Here is a 15,301-nt window from a genome sequence, read left to right as displayed (position 1 = left end):
TAGGGGTTATGGGCAGCGATGCCCATCAAGAACAGAAATACCGTAGTTTCAACGTTCTTGGCATTCCTTCGCAACAGACGTGTTGAGGACGTATAAGAAAGGAGCCCTTGTGGCTACAAAAGACAACGCAAAAGTCCTGGAAGCGGAAAAGGAAGTGGACGACCTGGTCTCCAAGGCCTTGGCGGCTTTGGACCAGTACGGATCCTACGACCAGGAGAAAATCGATTACATCGTGGGGAAGGCCTCCCTGGCCGCCCTGCATGAGCATCTGACCTTGGCCAAGATGGCCGTGGAGGAAACCAGCCGAGGCCTGGTGGAGGACAAGGCGACCAAGAACATCTTCGCCTGCGAGCATGTGACCCATCACATGATGAACCAGCGCACGGTGGGTGTGATCAGCGAGAACGAAGTCGACGGCATCACCGAAGTGGCCGAGCCGGTCGGCGTCGTCGCCGGCGTCACCCCCGTGACCAACCCCACTTCCACCACGATCTTCAAGTGCCTGATTGCCTTGAAGACCCGGTGCCCCATCGTCTTCGGCTTCCACCCCTTCGCCCAGAAGTGCTCGGCCGAAGCGGCCCGCATCGTGCGGGATGCGGCCATTGAAGCCGGGGCGCCCAAGAACTGCATCCAGTGGATCGAGCATCCTTCCATCGAGGCGACCGGCGCCCTCATGAAGCACCCCCGTGTGGCGACCATCCTGGCCACCGGCGGCCCTGGCATGGTCCAGGCGGCCTATACGTCCGGCAAGCCAGCCTTGGGCGTCGGCCCCGGAAACGCCCCCGCCTATGTGGATGAGGATGTCGACATCGAACGGGCGGCGAACGACCTGGTCCTGTCCAAGCATTTCGATTACGGCATGATCTGCGCCACCGAGCAGGGGATCATCGCCCACAAGAGCATCTACTCTTCGTTGATCAAAGAACTCAAGCGCCGCAAGGCCTACTTCGTCGAGGGGGAGGAGAAGGCCAAGCTGGAACAATACATGTTCGGCGTCGCCGCCTACCCGGCCGAAGGAGCTCCCGCCCCCCGTCTGAATTCCATCGTCCCGGGCAAATCCCCCCAGTGGATCGCTCACGAGGCCGGTTTCGAGATTCCGGATGACGCCACCATCATCATCGCCGAATGCAAGGAAGTCGGCCCCAAGGAGCCCCTGACCCTGGAGAAGCTGAGCCCAGTGCATGCGATCCTCAAGGCCAAGGACAAGGACCAGGCCTTCGACCTGTGCGAGCAGATGCTGCGGTTCGGCGAAGGGCACACGGCCGCCATCCACACCAACAACGAGGACCTGGTGCGCGAATACGGCCTGCGCATGCACGCCTGCCGCATCATCTGGAACTCCCCTTCGTCCCTGGGCGGCATCGGCGACATCTACAACGCCATCGCTCCTTCCCTGACCCTGGGCTGCGGCTCTTATGGCGGCAACTCCATCTCCGGGAACGTCCAGGCCGTCAATCTGATCAATATCAAGCGCATCGCACGAAGGAACAACAATATGCAGTGGTTTAAGATCCCGCCCAAGACCTATTTCGAGCCGAACGCCATCCGGTATCTGCGCGATATGGTCGGGGTCAACCGGGTCTGCTTCGTCTGCGATAAGACCATGCTGCAGCTGGGGGTCATCGACAAGACCATCCGTCAGCTCCAGCTCCGTCAGAACAAGGTGGAGTGGCGCATCATCGACTATGTGGAGCCCGAGCCTTCGGTGCAGACCGTGGAACGCGGCGCCACCATGATGAGGGAGGACTTCCAGCCCGATACCATCATCGCCGTCGGCGGCGGTTCCCCCATGGACGCGGCCAAAATCATGTGGCTCCTTTACGAGCATCCGGAAATCGAATTCCGCGACATCAAGGAGAAGTTCTTCGATATCCGCAAACGCGCCTTCCGCCTGCCCGAGCTGGGGCACAAGGCCAAGCTGGTCTGCATCCCCACCACTTCCGGCACCGGGTCTGAAGTCACCCCTTACGCGGTCATCACCGACAAGGATACCGGCTTCAAGTACCCCATCACCGATTACGCCTTGACCCCTTCCGTGGCAGTGATTGACCCCGAGCTGGCCCGTACCCAGCCCCGCAAGGTGGCCTGCGACTCCGGCATAGACGCCATGACCCACTGCCTGGAGGCTTTCGTTTCCTGCTACGCCAACGATTTCACCGATGCCATGGCCTTGCACGGCATGAAGCTCCTCTGGGACAACCTGGATGAGTCGGTCAACAAGGGGCCGAACGCCACCATGGCCGAAGAGCATGTGCACAACGCGGCGACCATGGCCGGCATGGCCTTCGGCTCTGCCTTCCTGGGCATGTGCCACTCCATGGCTCACACCATCGGGGCCGTCTGCCACGTGGCTCACGGCCGTACCAATTCCATCCTCCTGCCTTATGTGATCCGTTACAACGGGCAGATTCCGGATGAACCGACTTCGTGGCCGAAGTACAACAAGTACGTGGCTCCCCAGCGTTATCAGCAGGTCGCCCAGTACCTGGGCCTCAAGGCCGACACCCCTGAAGAGGGAGTGGAGTCCCTGGCCCGCGGGATCGAGGATTACCGAGACAACCGTTTGGGCATGGACAAGAGCTTCCAAGCCGCCGGCGTGGATGAGGACTACTTCTGGGAGCAGCTGGACCGCATCGGCATGCGCGCCTATGAGGACCAGTGCACCCCGGCCAACCCCCGCATCCCCATGATCGAGGATATGAAGGATATCGCCATCGCCGCTTACTACGGTGTCTCCCAGGCGGAAGGCCACAAGCTTCGTCAGGAACGTGAGGCCAAGACCCAGCCTGCGTCTGTCGCTTAGGCACCGCGGGCCTGGATCGGATAGGTTTGGCTGACTGGCCCCGCCTCGCATGTGACCTTCTTCTTGAAGGGATCCTGCGGGGGCGGGGTCTTTCTTTGCCCTCTTGGATCGCCTTCCGTCTTCTTCTTCGTCTTCCTCGTCCATCTTCCTCTCTTCGCCTCCTGACTGTCGTCTTTTCCTGTACCGGTCAGGCGGGTATCATGGAAGGAAAGACAGATCGCGTCACGGAAGACTGGAGAACGCCATGGCCGCAGATGACCAGAAACCTTTCGACACCCCTCAGGCTTTGTCCCCTGATCTTTCCGGCCGGACCCCGCAATCGTCGTCCCCTTCCTCTCCGCCGGCGAAGGGGACCCGAAAGATTCCGGGCTCCTGGCCCTACTGGATCTTGGCCTCTACGTCCTGGCCATCTTCGGCTTCGTCCTGGCCTATTTCTTCATGTCGTCCATCGGCCTGGTCGGTTTGATCCGCAAAGGTCTGGGCGGCCTCTTCTTCTTCGGTTTGGGGGTAACGGTCCTCATCGTCATCCTCAGGCTGAACGTCCCCGATCGCCTCCGCAGGGGAAAAAACGGGGGGCGGTCCGGCGGATGGAAAAGCGGCAGCGGCGTCTGGAAGGCGCTGGCGGATATCGTCGCCATAGTGGCTATGAGTGGCTATGGTCGCGCTTGGCGCTTTCGGATTCGTCACCTTATCCCATGCCATCAATGACCTCGTTCTGGGGCCGGTGACCACGGAGGCGGTCCTCATCGAGGCCAAGACGGATACGCATGAGAAGGAGCCAGGCGATCTGATCCTCATCTATAAGGACCTCAAGACGAAGAAAGAGATCAAGGTGACGGTGGACTCCGTGGATCGTAAGCGGTGGTACACTCTGGAGTTCGGGCCGGCCGCCTGCACCCTCACCTACTATTCCCGAAGCGGCGTCCTGGTATCGACCGTCCCGCATGGGACCAAGACGATCTTTGACCCCGCTGGTTGAGCGCCAGGATTGCCGCGAACTCCGGGAGATATGCGAGCGCCTCGATTGCCAGGAAGGATATGAACGCCATGTGCCGTTGCCGTGGAGGTCGGCGGGCGCGTGGAGGGACGGAAGGATGAAGGGGAAACACGCCTTCTGACTTTGGCCAGGGGCTGTGTTTAAATGGACGAGTTGCCTGTTCAAGGCTCGTATATTTGAATTATGAATAGCGAGCGTAGACGCAAGGAAGACTTGCGAGCTGCGCACTGATGTGGTCTCGCCTCCCGGTGTTTCGGGGGAGAGTGTGCTGAAGTGCCCAATAACAGGTCGGTAATGTAACGAATCGCAGAAAGGGCAGACAGCAATGGCGGGACAGAAAATCCGCATCAGGCTAAAGTCCTATGACCATGAGGTCATTGACCAGTCGGCAAAGAAGATTGTCGAAACGGTCACGAACGCAGGCGCAACCGTGGTTGGCCCCGTTCCTCTTCCTACTGAGAAGAACGTCTTCGTTGTTATCCGTTCTCCTCATAAGTACAAGGATTCTCGCGAGCATTTCGAGATGCGCACCCATAAGCGCCTCATCGACATCGTGGACCCGACCCCCAAGGCGGTCGATTCCCTGATGCGTCTTGATCTGCCTGCGGACGTCAACATCGAGATCAAGCTGTAGGGGAGGAGGAAGAATGACATCGAATATCAATCGCACTGCGCTTGTCGGCAAGAAGCTCGGCATGTCACAGATCTGGGATGAGAACGGGTTCTTCGTCCCCGTCACCCTGGTGGACGTCTCCACCAACGTGGTCACCGCCGTCAAGAGCGAAGACCGCGACGGTTACAAGGCCGTTCAGCTTGGTTATGGGGCCATCGACCCCACCAAGGTCACCAAGCCTCTGGCTGGTCACTTCGCCAAGGCCGGCGTGACTCCTCGCCGTCACCTGGTCGAGGTGCGCACCGAGGACGCCGGTAGCTATCAGCCCGGTCAGGAACTGGCAGCCGACACCTTCTCCGATGGGGATCAGGTGGACGTCACCGGCACCACCAAGGGCAAGGGCTTCGCCGGCACCATCAAGCGTTGGGGCTTCAAGTCCTACCGCCGCACCCACGGTTCTCACAAAAACGAACGCCGCCCTGGTTCCATCGGCGCTTGCGCCACCCCCAGCCGCGTGCTCAAGGGCAAGCGCATGGCCGGCCGCATGGGTCATGTGACCCACACCACCCAGGGTTTGACCGTCGTCTCCGCGGATGTCGAGAATGGCCTGATCGCCATCAAGGGCGCCATCCCCGGGCCTAAGGGAGCCATCGTTCTCGTCCGTTCCGCTGTGAAGGGAGCAAAGTAGTACCATGGCAAACATTTCTTTGAAGGTCACTTCCGCTAACGGCAAGGCTTCCGGCCAGGTCGAGGCTCCTTCCGAGGTCTTCGGCATCGCTCAGGAAGACGTGGTCAAGCATGTCCCCTTGGTCCACCAGGTGGTCATCGCTCAGCTGGCCGCTGCCCGCCAAGGTACCCACGCCGTCAAGAACCGCGCCCGGATTTCCGGCGGCGGCAAGAAGCCATGGAAGCAGAAGGGCACCGGTCGTGCCCGTCAAGGCTCCATTCGCGCTCCCCAGTTCGCTGGCGGTGCCGTGGTCCACGGTCCCGTGCCTCGTGATTACTCCCAGCGCACTCCTAGGAAGATGAAGCTGGCGGCCCTGAATTATGTGCTTTCCGACCGCTTCAACGCCGGTCGCGTGCATGTGGTCGACTTCGCCATCTCCGACAAACCTTCCACCAAGGCAGCCGTCGCCGCCTTGCAGCCCGTGGTTGAATCCCGCTTCGCCACCATCGTGGTGTCCCGCGACAACATCAACGAGTGGCTGTCCGTGCGTAACCTGCCGACCGTGCATGTGCTTTTCGCCGATCAGCTCAACACCTACGATGTCGTCACCGCTGAAGACGTGGTCTTCACCAAGGAAGGCCTCGAAGCCTTCGTCGCTGGCGACGAGTCAGTCAAGGAGGCTTAACAATGGCCGTAACCCGTAAAACTGCACATGACATCATCCTTCGCCCTGTCGTCTCCGAAAAGAGCTACGCCAACTCCGATCGCGGCCAGTACACCTTCGTGGTTGCTCCTGACGCCCACAAGATCGAGATCAAGCGCGCCATCGAGGAGATCTTCAAGGTCAAGGTAACAAACGTCAACACTCTTCATCGTCAGGGCAAGACCCAGCGCACCCGCACCGGTCTTGGCCACCGCGCCGCCCAGAAGCGGGCGATCGTGACCGTGGCCCAGGGCCAGACGATCGATATCTTCGGTAACTAAAGGTTAGCCGAGAAAGTTAGGTACTAAATTATGGCTATCCGTCAATATAAGCCGACGACTCCAGGACGCCGCAACGCCTCCGTCTCCGATTTCTCGGAGATCACCCGTTCCACTCCTGAGAAGTCCTTGCTTCGTAAACTCAGCAAGACTGGCGGCCGTAACTCTTACGGTCGCGTGACCAGCCGTCATCGCGGCGGCGGGCACAAGCGTCAGTACCGTCTCATCGATTTCAAGCGTTGGGACAAGGATGGCGTGCCAGCCAAGGTTTCTGAGATCGAGTACGATCCCAACCGTTCCGCCCGTATCGCCCTGCTCACTTACGCAGACGGCGAGAAGCGCTACATCATCGCCCCGGAGGGAATCAAGCAGGGCGACCCCATCGAGACCGGTGAGAACGCGGACATCAAGCCAGGCAACAACCTGCCTCTGCGTAACATCCCCACTGGTACCATCGTGCACGCCATCGAACTGCGTCCTCTGGGCGGTGCCAAGATCGCCCGTTCCGCAGGCGCTGCCGTGCAGCTGGTCGCCAAGGACGGCGCGTACGCGCAGCTCCGCATGCCTTCCGGCGAGATCCGCAACGTGGACGCCCGCTGCCGCGCGACCGTTGGCGAGGTCGGCAACTCCGAACACGCCAACATCGAGCTGGGTAAGGCCGGCCGCGCCCGTTGGATCGGCAAGCGACCCATCACCCGTGGTGAGTCCATGAACCCTGTGGACCATCCTCATGGTGGTCGTACCCGCGGTGGTAAGCCGCCTGTGTCCCCGTGGGGCAAAGGCGAGGTCCGTACCCGTCATCCTAAGAAGGCTTCGAACAAGATGATTGTCCGTCGCCGTCCATCCGGTAAGCATCGCAAGTAAGGAAGTGTCGTAAGATATGACTCGTAGCATCAAGAAGGGCCCCTTCGTCGACGCCCACTTGCAGAAAAAGGTCGACGTCCAGAACGAAAGGGGAACCCATGACGTCATCAAGACCTGGTCCCGTCGTTCCATGATCACGCCCGATTTCATTGGTCACACGTTCGCCGTGCACAATGGGCGCACTCATGTCCCAGTATTTGTAACAGAAGCAATGGTCGGTCACAAGCTCGGCGAGTTCGCTCCCACGCGTACTTTCCGCGGCCATGTGAAGGACGACAAGAAGGCACGCCGTTAAGGCAGGAAGAGTTAAGTCATATGGAAGCTAAAGCAATCGCCCGTCACGTACGCGTGACGCCACGCAAGGCTCGCCGCATGGTTGACCTCATCCGAGGCAAGAAGGCGACCGAAGCCATCACCATCCTGAAGTTCGCTCCTCAGGCTGCGGCCGTCCCGGTCCGCAAGACCTTGGAAAGCGCCGTGGCCAACGCCCGCGTGCTGGCCGACAAGGAGAACGCCCCATTCCGTGAGAATGAGCTTGTTGTCAAGGAAACCTACGTTGATGAAGGCGTGACTTTGAAGCGTTTCCGTGCTCGCGCCCAGGGACGCGCCGGCCGTATCAACAAGCGGACCAGCCACATCACCGTGGTCGTCGCCGACAAGGAAGGAGCCCGTTAAATGGGACAAAAAGTTAACCCCTTCGGCTACCGCCTCGGCGTAACCGAATATCATCGCAGCAAGTGGTTCTCCGACTCCACCAAGGTGGGGGAGCGTTACCGCGACTTCGTCCTCGAGGATGACAAGATCCGCAAGGAGATGGAAAAGGACCTCGAACGCGCGGGCGTCTCCCGCATCGTCATCGAGCGTACCCGTGACCGCGTCCGCGTGGATATCCACACCGCCCGCCCCGGCATCGTCATCGGTCGCCGCGGGGCCGAGGCTGACCGCGTTCGCGCCAAGCTCGAGAAGATCACCGGCAAGCAGGTCCAGCTCAACATCTTCGAAGTGAAGAACGCCGCTTTGGACGCCCAGCTGGTCGCTCAGAGTATCGCCGAGCAGCTGACCAACCGCGTCACCTTCCGTCGCGCCATGCGCAAGGCCCAGCAGGATGCCATGCGCGCCGGCGCCCACGGCATTCGAATCAAGCTCTCCGGTCGCCTCGGCGGCGCCGAGATGAGCCGGTCCGAGTTCTACCGTGAAGGCCGCGTGCCTCTGCAGACCCTGCGCGCCCTCATCGATTACGGCTTCTTCGAGGCCAAGACCACTTACGGCCGCATCGGCGTCAAGGTCTGGATCTATAAGGGCGACATGACCGAGCGCGAGTTCGAGGAGCAGCAGGCTTCCCAGAACAACCGTCCCCGTCGTGGCAACCGTCCCCGTCGTGGCAACCGCGGCGGCGCCCAGCCCCAGCAGCAGGCCGCTCCGGCCCCGGCTCAGGCTGAGACCGCCGAACCAGCTCCAGCGGCTGAACAAGCAGAAGTAAAGGAGTAAACGGATGCTTATTCCAAAGCGTGTCAAGTACCGCAAGCAGCAGCGTCCTGCCCGCCGCGGCATGTCCAAAGGCGGCAATGAGATCAATTTCGGTGATTTCGGCATCCAGGCCCTAGCGCCTGCCTACGTGACCAACCGTCAGATCGAGGCCGCCCGTATCGCCATGACCCGTTACATCAAGCGCGGCGGTCGCGTGTGGATCACCATCTTCCCCGACCGTCCCCTGACCAAGCACCCCCTGGGTTCCCGTATGGGTTCCGGTAAGGGCGCTCCCGAGTTCTGGATCGCCAATGTGCATCCTGGACGTGTTATGTTTGAAATCTCCGGTGTCTCGGAAGATGTCGCACGTGAGGCCCTTCGTCGAGCGATCGACAAGCTCCCCATGAAGTGCAGGATCATCGCGCGTGAAGGCGGTAACAACTAATGACTATCGGTACTCCAGATTACAGTATCAAGAATCTCAACGAGAAGACTGATGCCGAGATTGAGGACCTCATCAAGAAGTCCAAGGAAGAGCTCTTCAACCTGCGCTTCCAGAAGGCAACCAGCCAGCTCGAGAACAATTCTCGCATCAAGGCGGTGAAGGCGGACGTTTCCCGTATGTACACCGTTCTGCGCGAGCGTGAGCTTGGTATCACCACAGCTCCCGAAGAGACAAGCGGAAAGGCTGAGAAGTAAACATGGCTGAAAAGCTTGAGCGTAACGAGCGCAAGGTCCGCCGCGGTTATGTCGTGTCCGATTCCATGGACAAGACAATCACCGTTTCGCTGGAACAGCGCTCCACCCACCCCCTGTATGGTAAGGTCGTGCGTAGCAATCGCAACGTCAAGGTCCATGATGAGAATAACGAGGCACATGTCGGTGACTTTGTTACAATTATGGAGACACGGCCTTTGAGCAAGACGAAGCGTTGGCGTCTCAACGCTATCGTCGAGCGTGCTAAGTAAATAAGTTCGGCAAGGCTCCCGGCACACCCTTGTGGTGTGCCGGGAGGACCAGCTCGGCTAAGGAGAATCAATGATTCAACCAGAATCACGGCTTCATGTCGCCGACAACACGGGTGCCAAGGAGATCTTGGCTATCCGAGTGCTCGGTGGTTCGAAGCGACGCTATGCCGGTATCGGCGACATCATCGTCGCCTCCATCAAGGATGCAATTCCTGGTGGATCGGTCAAGAAGGGCGACGTCGTCAAGGCTGTCGTCGTCCGTACAGTCAAAGAGCACCGTCGTAAGGACGGCTCTTACATCAAGTTCGATGAGAACGCTGCGGTCATCCTCGGCAGCGGGCGTGAGCCTAAGGGGACCCGTATTTTCGGACCGGTCGGTCGTGAACTGCGCGATAAGCGCTTCATGAAGATCGTGTCCCTCGCTCCGGAGGTGATCTGATGGTAGCTAAGATCAAGAGCGGCGACCAGGTCAAGGTCATCCGCGGCAAAGACCGTGGAGCGGAAGGCAAGGTCCTTCGCGTCCTCAAGGACGATCGTCTGATCGTCGAAGGCGTTCAGATCGTCAAGAAGCATGTCCGCGCCAATCAGCAGGGTCAGGAGGCCGGAATCGTTTCCGTGGAAGCCCCCATCCATCGCTCCAACGTGATGGTGATCGACCCCGAGACCAAGAAACCCACCCGCGTGGGAGTCAAGGTCACCGAAGAAGCGCGTGATGGCAAGGTGAAGCGGGTCCGCACTCGTTTCGCCAAGAAGTCAGGTAAGGAGCTAGCATGAGCACCACTGTGGAAGCACCAGCTGTTCCACGCCTCAAGGAACGTTATCTCAAGGAAATCGTGCCCGAAATGGAGAAGGAATTCAAGTATTCCAACCCCATGCAGGTCGCTCGTGTGGAGAAGGTCGTCGTCTCCATGGGCGTTGGCGCCGCGGCCCGCGACTCCAAGCTCATCGAAGGCGCGATCCGCGACCTCACCCTCATCACCGGGCAGAAGCCCAAGGTGACCAAGGCCAAGAAGTCCGTCGCCCAATTCCATCTGCGCGAAGGCCAGGAAATCGGCGCTTTCGTCACCCTACGCGGCAACCGCATGTGGGAGTTCCTGGATCGTCTTTTGACCCTGGCCCTGCCCCGCATCCGCGATTTCCGCGGCATCAGCGGCAACCAGTTCGACGGCAATGGAAACTACAACTTCGGTTTGACCGAACAGTCCATGTTCCACGAGATCGATCCCGATTCCATCGACCACCGTCGTGGTATGGATATCACAGTCGTCACGAGCACCAAGGATGACAAGCAGGCTCAGGCCCTCCTGAAGCATCTTGGATTCCCTTTCAAGGAGAACTAATATGGCAAAAACCGCTCTGAAGAACAAGGCGGCCCGTAAGCCTAAGTTCGCTGTGCGTTCTTATACGCGCTGCCAGGTGTGCGGACGTCCTCATTCCGTTTATCGTAAGTTCGGCCTCTGCCGCGTATGCCTTCGTAACAAGGCCCACGCCGGTGAGCTCCCAGGCGTAACGAAGTCCAGTTGGTAAAAATTGACGCTGAAGGTCCGTGGCCCATACACCTGTGAGGTGCCAAGCGACGGAAACCACGGCGAGGAAGGGCATAAGCCCAATGACAATGACAGATCCAATCGCAGACATGTTGACGCGTCTGCGTAATGCGAGTGCGGCGAAACACGAGACCGTGGATATGCCTTACTCGAAGTTCAAGGCGCATATCGCCGAGATTCTCAAGCGCGAAGGCTACATCAAGGACTTCGCCGCCAAGGATGCCCGCGTCGGCCAGACCCTTGAGATTACTCTCAAGTACGGTCCCCGCGGCGAACAGACAATCAATGGCATCAAGCGCGTCTCCAAGCCAGGCCTGCGTCGTTACGCCAAGTCCGACGCTCTGCCTATGCCCCTGGGTGGTCTTGGTATCGCCATCATTTCCACCAGCGCTGGTTTGATGACCCAGAAGGAATGCCTCGACAGGGGCATCGGCGGCGAAATCGTTGCCTACGTGTGGTAAGGAGGAGCGATAATGGCATCACATATTGGTAAGCTCCCCATCACCATCCCGGCTGGGGTAGAAGTCAAGGTCGACGGTCAGACCGTCACCGCCAAAGGCCCCAAGGGCACGGATTCCTATACCATGCCCGAAGGCATCTCCCTGAAGATCGAGGGCAACGAGATCCAGGTCGAAGCCGTCGATGACCAGCGTCAGACCCGTGCCAACCACGGTCTGAGCCGCTCCATCATCGCTTCCATCGTCAAGGGCGTGCATGAAGGTTTCAGCAAGCACCTGATGATCGTCGGCACCGGTTATCGCGCGACCGCCAAAGGCAAGGGCATCGAGTTCTCCCTGGGCTATTCGCACACGATCACCGTCAACCCGCCTGAAGGCATCGAATTCGAGATCCCCAACGCGAACGAAGTGATCGTCAAGGGAATCGACAAGCAGGCCGTCGGCCAGGTCGCCGCCAACATCCGCAAGCTTCGTGCTCCTGAACCTTACAAGGGCAAGGGCATCAAGTACAGCGATGAGCACATCGCCCGCAAGGCAGGAAAGGCTGGTAAGTAATGACAGTCAATATTCTCGGTAAGGGCAAGAAAATCTCCCGCCTGCGTCGCCATGCTCGTCTTCGCAAGAAGATCGTCGGCACCGCAGAGCGCCCGCGTCTTGTCGTCACCCGCACGAACCGCAACATGATCGCCCAGATCGTCGACGACACCAAGGGAGTCACCCTGGTGAGCGCCTCCACCTTGGCCAATGACTTCGGTCCTTTCGAAGGCACCAAGACGGAAGCCGCCAAGAAGGTCGGCGGACAGGTCGCCCAAAAGGCGAAGGAGGCCGGCATTTCCGTGGTCGTCTTCGATCGTGGCGGTAATAAGTATCATGGCCGCGTCGCAGCTGTTGCGGACGGCGCCCGTGAAGGAGGTTTGCAGCTGTGAGCGATGATCAGACTGTAAAAGAGACCGAAGAGGTCGTGGCCGCCACTCAGAACGGCGAGACCCCTGCGGCGGACGCAGCCGAAGAGTCCAACGAGCGCCGCGGACGTCGTGGCGGCCGTGGCCGTGGCGAGCGTCGTTCCCGTCGCGACCGCGACGATAAGCGCGATGAGATGCTGGAACGCGTGGTCACCATCCGTCGCGTCTCCAAGACCACCAAGGGTGGCCGCACCATGAGCTTCGCGGCTCTGGTGGTCGTCGGTGACGGCAAGGGCAACGTGGGCGTCGGTTACGGCAAGTCCCACGAGGTCCCCGCGGCCATCGCCAAGGGCAACTTGGACGCCAAGAAACACATGTTCACCGTGCCTCGTCTGCGTGGAACCATCCCTCATCCCGTCATCGGCCATGAGTCCGCTGGAACCGTCTTCCTGCGCCCCGCGGCCCCCGGTACCGGCGTCATCGCCGGTGGCGCCGTCCGCGCCGTGCTTGAGTGCGCCGGCATCAGCGACATCCTGACCAAGACCATGGGCTCCGGCAACGCCATCAACACCGTGCGCGCCACCGTCCAGGCCCTCAAGAGCTTGGAAGAGCCGCAGGAAGTCGCCGCTCGTCGTGACCTTTCCCTCCAGGAAGTCGCCCCCGACCGTCTGCTCCGCGAGCAGGCCGCCGGCATCGACGAGGAGCGCAAAGCCCGTGAAGAGGCTCAGGCCGCCAAGACAGCAAAGGATGGTGAGTGATGGCTAAGGAAAACCAGCTGAAGATCACCCTGGTCAAGGGCGTCGCCGGCGCCACCCGACGTCAGAAGGACAACGTGCGCACCCTCGGTCTGCATAAGATCGGGCAGTCCACCGTACGTCCCGATTCTTCCGCCGTCCGTGGCCTGGTCCGTAAGGTAGCCCATCTCGTGACTGTAGAGGAGGCCTAGTCATGGCTAATGAAAAAGAAGTGAACATTCTTCAGATGCATGACCTCCGTCCGGCCCCAGGCGCCAAGAAGGACCGCACCCGCATCGGTCGTGGTGAAGGTTCCAAAGGCAAGACCTCCGGCCGCGGCACCAAGGGCACGCACGCCCGTTACCAGGTCCGTCCTGGTTTCGAAGGCGGCCAGCTGCCCCTGTACATGCGTCTGCCGAAGCTGCGTGGCTTCCGGAACCCCTTCAAGGTGGAGTTCCAGGTCGTCAACCTTGACAAGGTAGCTGAGCTCTTTCCCCAAGGCGGTGACGTCACTGTGGAGGACCTGGTCGCCAAGGGCGCCGTCCGCAAGAACCAGCCCGTGAAGATCCTGGGTCAAGGGGACCTGTCCGTGGCTCTCAACTTCAAGGGGGTCAAGGCTTCCGCCTCCGCTCTCAAGAAGATCGAGGCGGCCGGCGGCTCTGTGTCCGCTGAATAGCGATCAGATGGGGAGGGGATTCCAGGGAATCCCCATGGTCTCCTCCTCCAGAGCTGAGATTTGTGATAGGCCCCATGCGTCTCAAGCGCGTGGGGTCTATCGTTTTTTGTATACTGTGAGTCTAGTGTGTGTCGTCATCGGAAGCAGACCTGGGGCCGGCCCTGACAATGGCTTCGAAGACGGCATCGGTAAGATAGAAACACCATATCATATAGGGATTGCACATATCCTCATGGCAAGGATCCTATACTGAGGAGGTCCGGTGAGAACTCTCATTCAGGCGTTGAAGACGAAGGAACTTCGTAAGAAGATTTTCTTCGTCATTTTCTTGATCATCATCTTCCGCGTGGGATCCTTCATCCCCACCCCTGGGGTGGATTACAAGGCCGTGCATTCCTGCGTGGCCGCCGCCACCCAGGAGAACTTCGTCGGGTTGGTCAACCTCTTCTCCGGCGGCGCCCTCCTGCAGCTGTCCATCTTCGCCTTGGGCATCATGCCCTACATCACGGCTTCCATCGTCATCCAGCTCCTGCGCGTGGTCATCCCCCGCTTCGAGGAGCTGCATAAGGAAGGCCAATCGGGCGAGGCCAAGCTGACCGAGTACACCCGTTATCTGACCATCGGCCTGGCTGTGCTCCAATCCACCACGATCCTGGTCACCGCCCGCTCCGGCCAGCTCTTCGCCGGCTCCTGCAACAAGCAGGTCGTGCCGGACAGCTCCATCTGGAACCTGTCCGTCATGGTCCTCATCATGACCGGAGCCACCGGCTTCATCATGTGGATGGCCGAGTTGATCACCGATAAAGGCATCGGCAACGGCATGTCCATCCTCATCTTCACCTCCATTTGCTCGTCCTTCCTTCCCAAGCTCTGGGACATCGGTTACAAAGACGGTCAGTGGCTCAAGTTCGGCATCGTGACGGCCGTGGTCATCTTCATCCTCATCTTCGTGGACTACATCGAGCTCATGCAGCGTCGAATCCCCGTCCAGTACACCCGCCGTATGATTGGCCGCAAGATGTACGGCGGCACCTCCACCTACTTGCCTATCAAGGTGAATATGTCCGGCGTCATCCCGCCCATCTTCGCCTCCTCCATCCTGGCCATCCCCACCCTGATCGCCCAGTTCGGCAATCCGAAGCAGTCCTGGGTCGGCTGGGTCAACACCAACCTGGCCAATACGACCAGCACCTGGTATATCGTCCTTTATTTGGTCATGATCGTCTTCTTCACCTTCTTCTACACGTCGATCATCTTCAACACGGATGAGACGGCCGACAACATGAAGGAGTATGGCGGCTTCATCCCCGGCATCCGTGCAGGCCGCGCCACCTCCGAGTATCTCAAGTACGTGGTGGACCGTCTCAACACGGTCGGGTCCCTCTACCTGCTTTTCGTCTGCCTGCTGCCCACCGTGCTCATCATGGTCCTGCAGCTGAGTTCCAACCTGCCTTTCGGCGGAACCACCATCCTGATCATCGCCGGCGTGGGTCTGGATACCTTGCGGCAGGCGGCGGCCCAGACCGAGCAGTTCCAGTACGAAGGCTTCCTGCTCAAGGCCGATGAGGCCAGCGCCGCGGCGGAATTGAACAAGTAAGGCGAGCCAGGCAAACAAAATAAGCAA

Annotated in this window: 25 protein-coding genes; 24 read left to right on the top strand and 1 reads right to left on the bottom strand. The window is 59.8% G+C overall.

Annotated features, from left to right (window positions below; translation table 11 throughout):
* Positions 1-109: 109 nt before the first annotated feature.
* On the top strand, positions 110-2,803 hold the full coding sequence (adhE, locus tag PSDT_RS06810) for a bifunctional acetaldehyde-CoA/alcohol dehydrogenase (protein WP_036737368.1): 2,694 nt from the start codon (positions 110-112) through the stop codon (positions 2,801-2,803).
* Between the two features lie 378 nt (positions 2,804-3,181).
* On the opposite strand, the gene PSDT_RS06805 is transcribed toward adhE, so the two are convergent.
* The gene (locus PSDT_RS06805; protein WP_223293530.1) at positions 3,182-3,490 is read right to left on the bottom strand and encodes a hypothetical protein; all 309 of its coding nucleotides are present in this window, start codon (positions 3,488-3,490) and stop codon (positions 3,182-3,184) included.
* Here PSDT_RS06805 and PSDT_RS06800 point away from each other — a divergent pair.
* The 23 genes from PSDT_RS06800 (at position 3,459) to secY (ending at position 15,274) form a co-directional block, all read left to right on the top strand.
* The gene (locus PSDT_RS06800; protein ID WP_036737369.1) at positions 3,459-3,782 is read left to right on the top strand and encodes a hypothetical protein; all 324 of its coding nucleotides are present in this window, start codon (positions 3,459-3,461) and stop codon (positions 3,780-3,782) included. The two genes, PSDT_RS06805 and PSDT_RS06800, sit on opposite strands and share 32 nt — an antisense overlap.
* A gap of 343 nt (positions 3,783-4,125) precedes the next feature.
* Entirely contained in the window at positions 4,126-4,434 is a 309-nt protein-coding gene (gene rpsJ / locus PSDT_RS06795; protein WP_006288664.1) for a 30S ribosomal protein S10, read from the top strand.
* A gap of 13 nt (positions 4,435-4,447) precedes the next feature.
* Positions 4,448-5,101, top strand: a complete 654-nt coding sequence (rplC, locus tag PSDT_RS06790) for a 50S ribosomal protein L3 (protein WP_006288665.1) — start codon at positions 4,448-4,450, stop codon at positions 5,099-5,101.
* A 4-nt stretch (positions 5,102-5,105) separates the two neighbouring features.
* Positions 5,106-5,765, top strand: coding sequence for a 50S ribosomal protein L4 (rplD, locus tag PSDT_RS06785; RefSeq protein WP_006288666.1), 660 nt, complete (start codon positions 5,106-5,108; stop codon positions 5,763-5,765).
* Positions 5,766-5,767: 2 nt separating this feature from the next.
* A complete protein-coding gene (gene rplW, locus PSDT_RS06780; protein ID WP_006288667.1) occupies positions 5,768-6,064 on the top strand; it encodes a 50S ribosomal protein L23 in 297 nt (98 codons plus the stop codon).
* A gap of 30 nt (positions 6,065-6,094) precedes the next feature.
* Positions 6,095-6,925, top strand: coding sequence for a 50S ribosomal protein L2 (rplB, locus tag PSDT_RS06775; RefSeq protein ID WP_006288668.1), 831 nt, complete (start codon positions 6,095-6,097; stop codon positions 6,923-6,925).
* Between the two features lie 16 nt (positions 6,926-6,941).
* Entirely contained in the window at positions 6,942-7,220 is a 279-nt protein-coding gene (gene rpsS, locus PSDT_RS06770; protein ID WP_006288669.1) for a 30S ribosomal protein S19, read from the top strand.
* Between the two features lie 20 nt (positions 7,221-7,240).
* Entirely contained in the window at positions 7,241-7,600 is a 360-nt protein-coding gene (gene rplV, locus PSDT_RS06765) for a 50S ribosomal protein L22 (protein ID WP_006288670.1), read from the top strand.
* Entirely contained in the window at positions 7,601-8,413 is an 813-nt protein-coding gene (rpsC, locus tag PSDT_RS06760; RefSeq protein ID WP_006288671.1) for a 30S ribosomal protein S3, read from the top strand.
* A 4-nt stretch (positions 8,414-8,417) separates the two neighbouring features.
* Positions 8,418-8,837 carry a 50S ribosomal protein L16 gene (gene rplP / locus PSDT_RS06755; protein ID WP_006288672.1) on the top strand — a complete coding sequence of 140 codons (420 nt, stop codon included), beginning with the start codon at positions 8,418-8,420 and terminating at the stop codon, positions 8,835-8,837.
* A complete protein-coding gene (rpmC, locus tag PSDT_RS06750; RefSeq protein ID WP_006288673.1) occupies positions 8,837-9,091 on the top strand; it encodes a 50S ribosomal protein L29 in 255 nt (84 codons plus the stop codon). Before rplP ends, rpmC begins: the two co-directional genes overlap by 1 nt.
* A 2-nt stretch (positions 9,092-9,093) precedes the next feature.
* Entirely contained in the window at positions 9,094-9,360 is a 267-nt protein-coding gene (rpsQ, locus tag PSDT_RS06745) for a 30S ribosomal protein S17 (RefSeq protein ID WP_006288674.1), read from the top strand.
* 70 nt (positions 9,361-9,430) lie between these two features.
* A complete protein-coding gene (gene rplN, locus PSDT_RS06740) occupies positions 9,431-9,799 on the top strand; it encodes a 50S ribosomal protein L14 (protein ID WP_006288675.1) in 369 nt (122 codons plus the stop codon).
* On the top strand, positions 9,799-10,134 hold the full coding sequence (gene rplX, locus PSDT_RS06735) for a 50S ribosomal protein L24 (RefSeq protein ID WP_006288676.1): 336 nt from the start codon (positions 9,799-9,801) through the stop codon (positions 10,132-10,134). The genes rplN and rplX overlap by 1 nt, the downstream gene beginning before the upstream one ends.
* On the top strand, positions 10,131-10,700 hold the full coding sequence (gene rplE, locus PSDT_RS06730; protein WP_006288677.1) for a 50S ribosomal protein L5: 570 nt from the start codon (positions 10,131-10,133) through the stop codon (positions 10,698-10,700). The genes rplX and rplE overlap by 4 nt, the downstream gene beginning before the upstream one ends.
* A 1-nt stretch (position 10,701) precedes the next feature.
* On the top strand, positions 10,702-10,887 hold the full coding sequence (locus PSDT_RS08150; RefSeq protein WP_006288678.1) for a type Z 30S ribosomal protein S14: 186 nt from the start codon (positions 10,702-10,704) through the stop codon (positions 10,885-10,887).
* A gap of 82 nt (positions 10,888-10,969) precedes the next feature.
* Positions 10,970-11,368: a 30S ribosomal protein S8 gene (gene rpsH / locus PSDT_RS06725; RefSeq protein WP_006288679.1), complete on the top strand. Its 399-nt coding sequence runs from the start codon at positions 10,970-10,972 to the stop codon at positions 11,366-11,368.
* A 12-nt stretch (positions 11,369-11,380) separates the two neighbouring features.
* Positions 11,381-11,920 (top strand): 50S ribosomal protein L6, encoded by a 540-nt coding sequence (gene rplF / locus PSDT_RS06720; protein ID WP_006288680.1) that lies wholly within the window; start codon positions 11,381-11,383, stop codon positions 11,918-11,920.
* Positions 11,920-12,291 (top strand): 50S ribosomal protein L18, encoded by a 372-nt coding sequence (rplR, locus tag PSDT_RS06715; RefSeq protein WP_006288681.1) that lies wholly within the window; start codon positions 11,920-11,922, stop codon positions 12,289-12,291. The genes rplF and rplR overlap by 1 nt, the downstream gene beginning before the upstream one ends.
* Entirely contained in the window at positions 12,288-13,025 is a 738-nt protein-coding gene (rpsE, locus tag PSDT_RS06710) for a 30S ribosomal protein S5 (protein WP_006288682.1), read from the top strand. The genes rplR and rpsE overlap by 4 nt, the downstream gene beginning before the upstream one ends.
* A complete protein-coding gene (gene rpmD, locus PSDT_RS06705; RefSeq protein ID WP_006290114.1) occupies positions 13,025-13,213 on the top strand; it encodes a 50S ribosomal protein L30 in 189 nt (62 codons plus the stop codon). Before rpsE ends, rpmD begins: the two co-directional genes overlap by 1 nt.
* A 2-nt stretch (positions 13,214-13,215) precedes the next feature.
* A complete protein-coding gene (gene rplO, locus PSDT_RS06700; protein ID WP_006288684.1) occupies positions 13,216-13,677 on the top strand; it encodes a 50S ribosomal protein L15 in 462 nt (153 codons plus the stop codon).
* A gap of 262 nt (positions 13,678-13,939) precedes the next feature.
* Positions 13,940-15,274, top strand: a complete 1,335-nt coding sequence (secY, locus tag PSDT_RS06695; protein ID WP_006288685.1) for a preprotein translocase subunit SecY — start codon at positions 13,940-13,942, stop codon at positions 15,272-15,274.
* Positions 15,275-15,301: the final 27 nt, after the last annotated feature.

It is taken from the genome of Parascardovia denticolens DSM 10105 = JCM 12538, assembly GCF_001042675.1.
In the GTDB taxonomy this organism is placed as follows: Bacteria; Actinomycetota; Actinomycetes; order Actinomycetales; family Bifidobacteriaceae; genus Scardovia; species Scardovia denticolens.
This window is presented reverse-complemented; position numbering and strand designations above follow the sequence as displayed.